Origin of the sequence: Amphritea pacifica, from assembly GCF_016924145.1 — a bacterium.
Classification (GTDB): Bacteria; Pseudomonadota; Gammaproteobacteria; order Pseudomonadales; family Balneatricaceae; genus Amphritea; species Amphritea pacifica.
On record NZ_JAFFZO010000059.1, the window covers coordinates 1 to 6,963 of the forward strand.

At 44.4% G+C, this 6,963-nt stretch carries 8 protein-coding genes and 1 pseudogene; 5 read left to right on the forward strand and 4 right to left on the reverse strand.

Going from position 1 to position 6,963, the window contains the following annotated elements:
- Together JW499_RS21100 and JW499_RS21105 are read left to right on the forward strand one after the other, a co-directional pair.
- On the forward strand, window positions 1-316 hold a 316-nt coding region (locus JW499_RS21100; protein ID WP_205212436.1), incomplete at its 5' end, for a hypothetical protein.
- A 137-nt stretch (window positions 317-453) separates the two neighbouring features.
- Entirely contained in the window at window positions 454-870 is a 417-nt protein-coding gene (locus JW499_RS21105; protein ID WP_205212437.1) for a DUF7684 family protein, read from the forward strand.
- A gap of 303 nt (window positions 871-1,173) precedes the next feature.
- On the opposite strand, the gene JW499_RS21110 is transcribed toward JW499_RS21105, so the two are convergent.
- The 3 genes from JW499_RS21110 to JW499_RS21120 are packed head-to-tail and all read right to left on the reverse strand — an operon-like array spanning window position 1,174 to window position 4,055.
- Window positions 1,174-2,073, reverse strand: coding sequence for a DMT family transporter (locus tag JW499_RS21110; protein ID WP_205212438.1), 900 nt, complete (start codon window positions 2,071-2,073; stop codon window positions 1,174-1,176).
- Complete coding sequence (locus JW499_RS21115) at window positions 2,070-2,822, reverse strand: 2OG-Fe dioxygenase family protein (protein WP_205212439.1); 753 nt, start codon at window positions 2,820-2,822, stop codon at window positions 2,070-2,072. Before JW499_RS21115 ends, JW499_RS21110 begins: the two co-directional genes overlap by 4 nt.
- Before the next feature lie 12 nt (window positions 2,823-2,834).
- Complete coding sequence (locus JW499_RS21120) at window positions 2,835-4,055, reverse strand: argininosuccinate synthase-related protein (protein WP_332874043.1); 1,221 nt, start codon at window positions 4,053-4,055, stop codon at window positions 2,835-2,837.
- A gap of 113 nt (window positions 4,056-4,168) precedes the next feature.
- Here JW499_RS21120 and JW499_RS21125 point away from each other — a divergent pair, with 113 nt between their 5' ends.
- From JW499_RS21125 to JW499_RS21135, 3 genes are all read left to right on the forward strand, one after another.
- Window positions 4,169-5,083 (forward strand): LysR family transcriptional regulator, encoded by a 915-nt coding sequence (locus JW499_RS21125; RefSeq protein ID WP_205212440.1) that lies wholly within the window; start codon window positions 4,169-4,171, stop codon window positions 5,081-5,083.
- A gap of 222 nt (window positions 5,084-5,305) precedes the next feature.
- A complete protein-coding gene (locus JW499_RS21130) occupies window positions 5,306-5,617 on the forward strand; it encodes a type II toxin-antitoxin system HigB family toxin (protein WP_205212441.1) in 312 nt (103 codons plus the stop codon).
- A gap of 10 nt (window positions 5,618-5,627) precedes the next feature.
- Window positions 5,628-6,062, forward strand: a complete 435-nt coding sequence (locus tag JW499_RS21135; protein WP_205212442.1) for a helix-turn-helix domain-containing protein — start codon at window positions 5,628-5,630, stop codon at window positions 6,060-6,062.
- A gap of 693 nt (window positions 6,063-6,755) precedes the next feature.
- Here JW499_RS21135 and JW499_RS21140 read toward each other — a convergent pair.
- Window positions 6,756-6,963, reverse strand: a pseudogene (locus tag JW499_RS21140) (hypothetical protein); the annotation flags it as partial.

The window sequence follows — 6,963 nt, forward strand, 5'->3', positions numbered from 1 at the left end:
TGCCCCGAAGAAACATAAGATGGCCTTGCAAACGTTTTATGCGTGGATTAAAGACAATCGCCATCGGCGACTGGATCACTGGATGCCACAACTAAAATGCAAGATTGCCGGATTCAGGAACTACTTTGCGTTACCGGACAACAGCCTGAGTGTGGGGCGGATCTACGGTCACATACTCAACAGTCTGTATATCTGGCTAAACCGGCGAAGTGGTCGGAAAAGTTACACATGGTCAGGGATGAAGGAGATGTTAAGATATTTTGGAATCCAGCCCATGCGAGTGAGTAAAAGAGTGATAGCAGTGGACTGGTATTGAGGGTCTGTGTTTTACACGGGCGAGGATATTATTGAAGAGCCGGATGCGGTAGTTCCGCACGTCCGGATCTGTGTGGGGTCGTCTCGGTAACGGGGCGCTCTACCATGACTGCGAATATTTGAGTATTGAGCGTTCGCGTGAAAATTGAATATTTACATCTTGTGCCAAATTCAGAGAATCCAAAGATTGCGTCTTCTGAACCATTTCGCGCAATAGTGATTGTGGAGGAGCCGGTTTCTGCCGAATGGCAAGAAGAACTAAGCAATGACTTGGTGAACGCAGGTTGCTTATACATGATGGCTTGGGGTGTCGAAGCAAGTAGCTGGGATGATTCAGTTGATTACGCTAATCTTGAAGCATTCAACTATGGTGATATTCCAGAAACGAAATCTGTTATGACCACGTGGCACGATAATGAGTCGCTTGGTGAAGTTTTTGATTATTCAAAAAGGCTAGCGCTACATCCAGCCGTAGACTTAAACAAAACTGTAATAGTACATATCGCTGCTAAGAGTAAAGAAAATGAAATTTTGTCAGCATATACAGGCGCATAACAAGGCAGTGCACGGGAACCAGCTACGCTCCACAAACATGTGCTAGAACGGAGCCTTCGGCTCCTGCTAGTGGCTAGACGGATACTTCGTTTCCTTGCTAGAAAAAGCGAAGAAAAGGGCATAAAAAGCCGTGGTTTGAATACGGCTGCGCGGCTTGCTTGTGGGGATACCGCAGGGTTTGATTTGTTAAATTCTTTAGCAGACAGACGTAACTTGCTTCAAAAAATAAATCTGTCCCCTTTTCCTAGTCCCCTTTTCCTCTTCCTTTTTAGTTTTTATTCTCAACCTAGAATTAATCAATTTCTATTTCGAGAGAGATGCTACAGTCACCGCACTTAAGATAATCGCCCCACCTAAATACTGTACCAGTGTTAAGGATTCCCCCAACCATATAGTTGCAAATAAAGCACCGAACAGTGGCTCACTGCCCATCAACAGGGATACTCTGGTTGGCGATGTTCGACGCACTGCGTAGTTCTGAGCAAAGAATGCGAACAACGTGCAACATATAACTAAGTACAGTGTAATCATCCAAAAACTCGTAGACATCGGCAAAGTAACTGTCTCTTGAGTTATGTGTTGAAACAAGACCATGATCAGAGCACCTGTGCCAACCACTAAGGACTGTAAGGCCGTTAAACTGAGCGTTGTCACTTGCTTCCCTTCGGTGAAACGTTTTGTAGTGGTTACCATAAGAGCCCGTAATAGTGCTGCCAACAAAATCAACCTATCACCTGTGTTCAAAGACAACTGTATTGTTCCATCAAAGGTTAACATGCCCACTCCGATGACACTCGCACAGGCCAGAGCTAACAACTTAAGATTAAGCCGTTGACGGTTAACCAGCACTTCCACCAATGCCGTTAAAACGATCGACAAGCTGATCAGGAAGGCTGCGTTTGTGGCCGTTGTCTGCGACACGCCTAAAACTTCACAACAAAAAATCGCCAGTAAAATTAATCCGGTAGGTAAGGCAACCTGCCAATCTTTATTTTTACTGGCTCGAAAATCCTGAATGGTAGGAATAAGTAGGAGTGCAAAGGTCATTAGAAACCGAATCGCCAGAAACATGAATACACTGGTGAATAGTAGTGCACTTTTTGTCATGCCATAACTGGTGCCCCAGAATATAGCGACCAATAACAGCATCGCTTCCGTGGCAGGAAAATCTGACCGGCCACCCCATGTGGAAGAAACACTCATGCTTCAGACTCTTTTTTTGTAAAAGCGATGACTAAAACATCACGAATGGCCAGTGCCTGATCATTAACTGGACATACTGCGCTGACGTCATGCATGGCACGATCATCATCAGCGATGACGATGTCAAAAGTCTGGGCCAATTCAATAGTTGACTTCAGCTGTCGTTGATTGTCAGTTAGTGTAGTCACACCACCGGAAGCATTTTGACGTTGAATCATCATGGACGCTATATAGGTTACGCCATCTCGATGCAGGCCTTCCGGGGCAGGTTGCCCCAGCTGTCCGGTAGAAGCAACTATGCGATAAGGGTGTAAACGAATATTCCAGTCAGTCGCTTGTCCCAAGGTTTGATCGTATAAGTTGGCCAAAAACAACAGCGTGCTCTGCAATACCTGCGAGTTCACAAAGCTGCTGGTCAGCGGATCAAACCAACGCGCGATATCGCCATTAAGGTAGTTCACCTCTTTGCTTTGCTCATACGCTTGATGTGGCAATAAAGTAAGACTGTTGGATGTTGCCATTTTGTCTAACTGACCATAACGACGATAACGATAAGTACCACCATCCCCCATATATGTATCCAACGTAAGGTGTTGCCATTCATCAATAAATTCTTGAACTTGTTTTGCTGAACAACCTAAGTAACTCTGCATTTCTGAAGCATGTATTACAGTGAAGTAGTTGTTTTTCAGACCGTTTGAATGGTCCACTACGCTATCGCAATCTTGTCTGGTTAATAGTGCTTTCATAGTAAGTGCTTCCTAAGCGGTCTCTGCTAACTGCAATGAATAGTCGTCTGTGGCGATACTTCTTTGACTTCGTTCGAACGCTATCTGCACTTCCCATGCATCTCGATCAGTTAGATATCTGGCTTGGTCGGCTTCTATACTATTCATGAAAAGTTGACCTTGCATGAGAGAGAAACGAACGGTGCCAGTAACCAGCTGTGCGGTGTGCTCAATAAATGCCTGCGCAGCTTGTTGTAGTGTGCTGCCCCATCTTCCTTCTACAGCTTCATTGGTCCATGCCAAACTCTGTTGCGCTTTCATTTGCAGAACATTAGTTTCGAGAACAGCCGTTTCCAAATGTCTATAAGCAGTGATCAGAGTACATGCCGCCGGGGCTTCACGAATTTCTAAAACTTTTTCATCCGCATCAAGATGATCGAAACCAATGTAACGGCCTATCTGGTAACTACCGACGTGCTTGTTTAAGAAAGCCACCATGTTCGAAAGCGTCATGGGCTGGTCGTTGAGCTTTACCGGTATGCCTTTTTGAAAAGTAATAGCAATCTGGTGATTCTGGTCCACTAATTGATATTTCGGATTCCAGGCTGACCAATGGAATAACGATTCACAAAGGTGAAAGTTCTCCGGATTGTCGAGCACACCCGATTCAAATTCACGGCACCATAAATTCGAATCACCACTAACATTGCGATTTTGAAACTCGAAAAGGCCGGACAAGGATAGGCTGGCGATTTTCTCATCCCGTGTTATTGCAGAATACTCATAGGGCGAGCCATAAAAGCCCTCGAAGTCACTGCGTTCAATTGCGCCGTTCAAGCGCCTCAAACTATTTTGAGATTGGTTAGCTGTATGGATTATTGCACCACAATTAAGCCTTTTGGCGACCTCAACGGCGTGTTTTACAATCACTGGTCGTGACAATGAGGAACTCACTGGATAATCGCCTAAATACATAGCCTGTGCTTGAATTGCAGAAATAACTGAGTGTTCGATAAAGGTTTGTCGACCATCCACTACAATTAAGTCGACACCATAATGATTAGCAATATGGGTCAACAATGAGTTGTCTATACCATCGCCCATGTCGATTGCCAGAGCGGTTACTTTTACTCCACGTCCCTGCAACAATTCCAGCAAATAGGTGCTATCCAGCCCGCCGCTAAATAAGGTTAAAATATGGTCGACTTGCCCTGTCAATATGGAAATATCGTCGATACTTCGAATCTTCTTCACGCTTAGAATCCCTGTGATGGTTCATTGTTTACTTGAGTCAAATTGACAATCACCAATGATAATTAGTAATTTTAAAGGAACAATACATCTATCACGCAAAGGATTTTTGCACCGTGGATAACAATTATGTATTACCGTTGCTTCCAGAAATGGCTGTGTTTGTCACGGTGGCAGAAGAAGAAAGTTTCTCAAAAGCAGGGCGAAAACTTGGATTGGCAACATCCTCTGTCAGCCGTTCAATAAACCGTTTAGAGAGAAGTTTACAAACTAAATTGTTGGAACGGACAACCCGAAAGGTGAGGCTCAGCACTGCGGGAAGTGAAGTTTATGAACAATGTAAACAGATGCTGGAATCTGCTAAATCAGCGGTGCAAGTCGCGCACAGCAACTTAGAAGAAGCCCGCGGTGTCCTGCGTATTGCAGCGCCGAAAGCGTTTGCCAAACAAATATTGTCACCATTGGTATTGGATTTTTTGCAAACCTACTCAGGAGTCACTGTGAAATTTCGCGTGGCTGATCACTTTATAGACCCGGTCAGTGAGGATGTGGATGTGATCTTCCGGCTCACCGACCAACCTTTAGAAGGCCTGATATCTAAAACACTGATGCAGACCAATCTGGTGTTGTGCGCAACTCCAGTTTATCTGGAGATCTTCGGTGTTCCCGCTCACCCTGGTGATCTGTTAGATCACCAATGCATTACACTCGATGAGCAGACCGGAGATAATGAGTGGAAGTTCACCAATGAGCAGCAGAAAGTTAAAATCAAAACCCAAAGTCGATTTTCAGTGAATCACACCGAGATCAGGAAGGACGCAGTTCTACGTAATCTAGGCATCAGCATTTTTCCCGACTTTACCGTCGAGTCTGAGTTGCGTGATGGGACTCTGGTTGCTGTATTGCCCGATTGGCATGTGGCCGGAAACTATCAGGGAAAGGTGATACTACAATACGCACAATCACGATTTATTCCGATCCAAATTCGAAAATTTGTGGACTTTATGGCTGAGCGTTTTGCTTCTCTTTGAAAAAGAAGGGGAGAATAAATTTGGGTTTCACAAGTGAGGTATACAACCCGATAAGAGCCATTTGGATGCCCTCAGGTAATTTTTCTTGCCCCCTTTACTACCGCTTTTTGGTGCTGGTATCTGGAAAATAAATCAATAAGCATCCATCAGCGAAAAGACTCAAAGTTGACATTCAGTCAACACTAGAGCTATAGTTGACACGTAGTCAACAAGGAATAGGTAATGAATGTAATCTCAAAAAAGCCCTTCAATGATGCGGCAAGGAAATATCCCAATGACCGCGATGTTTTGATGGATATGTTCAAGGTGCTACATAAAACGGATTTTCATAACCCCGAAGAGTTAATGGCAGTTTTTCCATCATTAGATAACTTTAAATACAAAGATAAATGGTGGGTACTGGATGTAGGAGGCAATAACCTCCGGGTTATTGCATTTATCCAGTTTGTGAATAAACGCATGTATATCAAACATATAGTGAATCATGCGGATTATGACAAACTAACTAAGAAATATATGAAAGAGAAAGAATAGAGGTAATGTTATGGCACAGTTAGCAATTGTTGATGCTTACCTGGCATTTATGTCAACTGCTCAGCCTTTCATTAACATTGGTTCAGATGAGCAGTACGAAACAGCACTGGAAACTTTGGAGCAGGTAATCGAAACCGCTACTGATACTCCAGATGATCTTATGAACCCTTTGATAGACATGCTCAGTAACGCTATTGAGCGTTATGAAGCTGAAGATGAAGAGTTAGCAGCTTTTATCGAAGAGGCTGAAGCAATACCAAATGATATTGCACTACTCCGAACTTTGATGAGCCAACATCACCTGACAGGAAGTGACCTTCCAGAGATAGGTGATAAAACAATGGTTTCGAAAGTTTTAAATGGGAAACGGGTATTGAGTCGACAGGCAATTGAAAAGCTATCTGCGCGATTTGGAATTCGGCCTGGAATGTTCTTTGGTAGTTAAAAAAGCGCTAGTATCTGGAAAATAAATCTGTCCACTTTTCCTTCTTTGTAATGATAAAGCGAAGACGTGGCTAGAACGGAGCCTTCGGCTCCTGCTCGTGGCCAGACGGAAACTTCGTTTCCTTGCTCGAAAAAGCGAAGAAAAGGGCATAAAAAGCCGTGGTTAAAATGCGGCTTTGCGGCTTGCTCGCGGGGATACCACAGGCTTTGATTTCTTTAATTCCAGCAGTATAGGGATGAAAGTAGATCAATTGTCCCTGTTCAGGGGACCCCTTTCCCTTGAACACGGAAAATAGTGAACAAACTGGCTAGAACGGAGCCTTCGGCTCCTGCTCGTGGCTAGACGGAAACTTCGTTTCCTTGCTAGAAAAAGCGAAGAAAAGGGCATAAAAAACTGTGGTTAGAATGCGGCTTCGCGGCTTGCTCGTGGGGATACCACAGGCTTTTATCCCTTTAATTCTGAGAGTGAATGCCACGCCCAATACTGGTGACAGTACAGAGACTACCCTGCGCTAGGCTCAAGACACATGCGGCTAACGCATTTCGTCGGGTTTTATGCATATTGGGGCAGACAAATGGGATGATTTTGTTCAATATAGTGGTCGCGTTCATAGCACTGGCGGTAATTTTTTTTGCGAAATAATTGATCACCAAGGGCTATGAACGTTCCCTTATTAAGCTAACTATTTGTTATTTATTGAAAATTCTTGGGGATACCACAGGCTTTGACCCCTTTAATGCGGTAAACCAGATTCTGGATGCTGAGGATATGGGTGGTGCGCTGCCGCACCAGCTGCATGCGTTTGCGTAGCAGGTCCCGAAAGCCCCGTTCCTGCTTCGGGTAGATATATCCCTCTTTCAAAATCCCAAGACGGTGCATGTGGGCCAGCCAGCGGGCATCC

What these genes read in the sequence shown, in the direction of transcription:
- JW499_RS21110 (WP_205212438.1), bottom strand. Translation starts at nt 2,073, where the DNA reads ATGAGTGTTTCTTCCACATGGGGTGGCCGGTCAGATTTTCCTGCCACG.
- JW499_RS21115 (WP_205212439.1), bottom strand. Translation starts at nt 2,822, where the DNA reads ATGAAAGCACTATTAACCAGACAAGATTGCGATAGCGTAGTGGACCAT.
- JW499_RS21130 (WP_205212441.1), top strand. Translation starts at nt 5,306, where the DNA reads ATGAATGTAATCTCAAAAAAGCCCTTCAATGATGCGGCAAGGAAATAT.
- JW499_RS21135 (WP_205212442.1), top strand. Translation starts at nt 5,628, where the DNA reads ATGGCACAGTTAGCAATTGTTGATGCTTACCTGGCATTTATGTCAACT.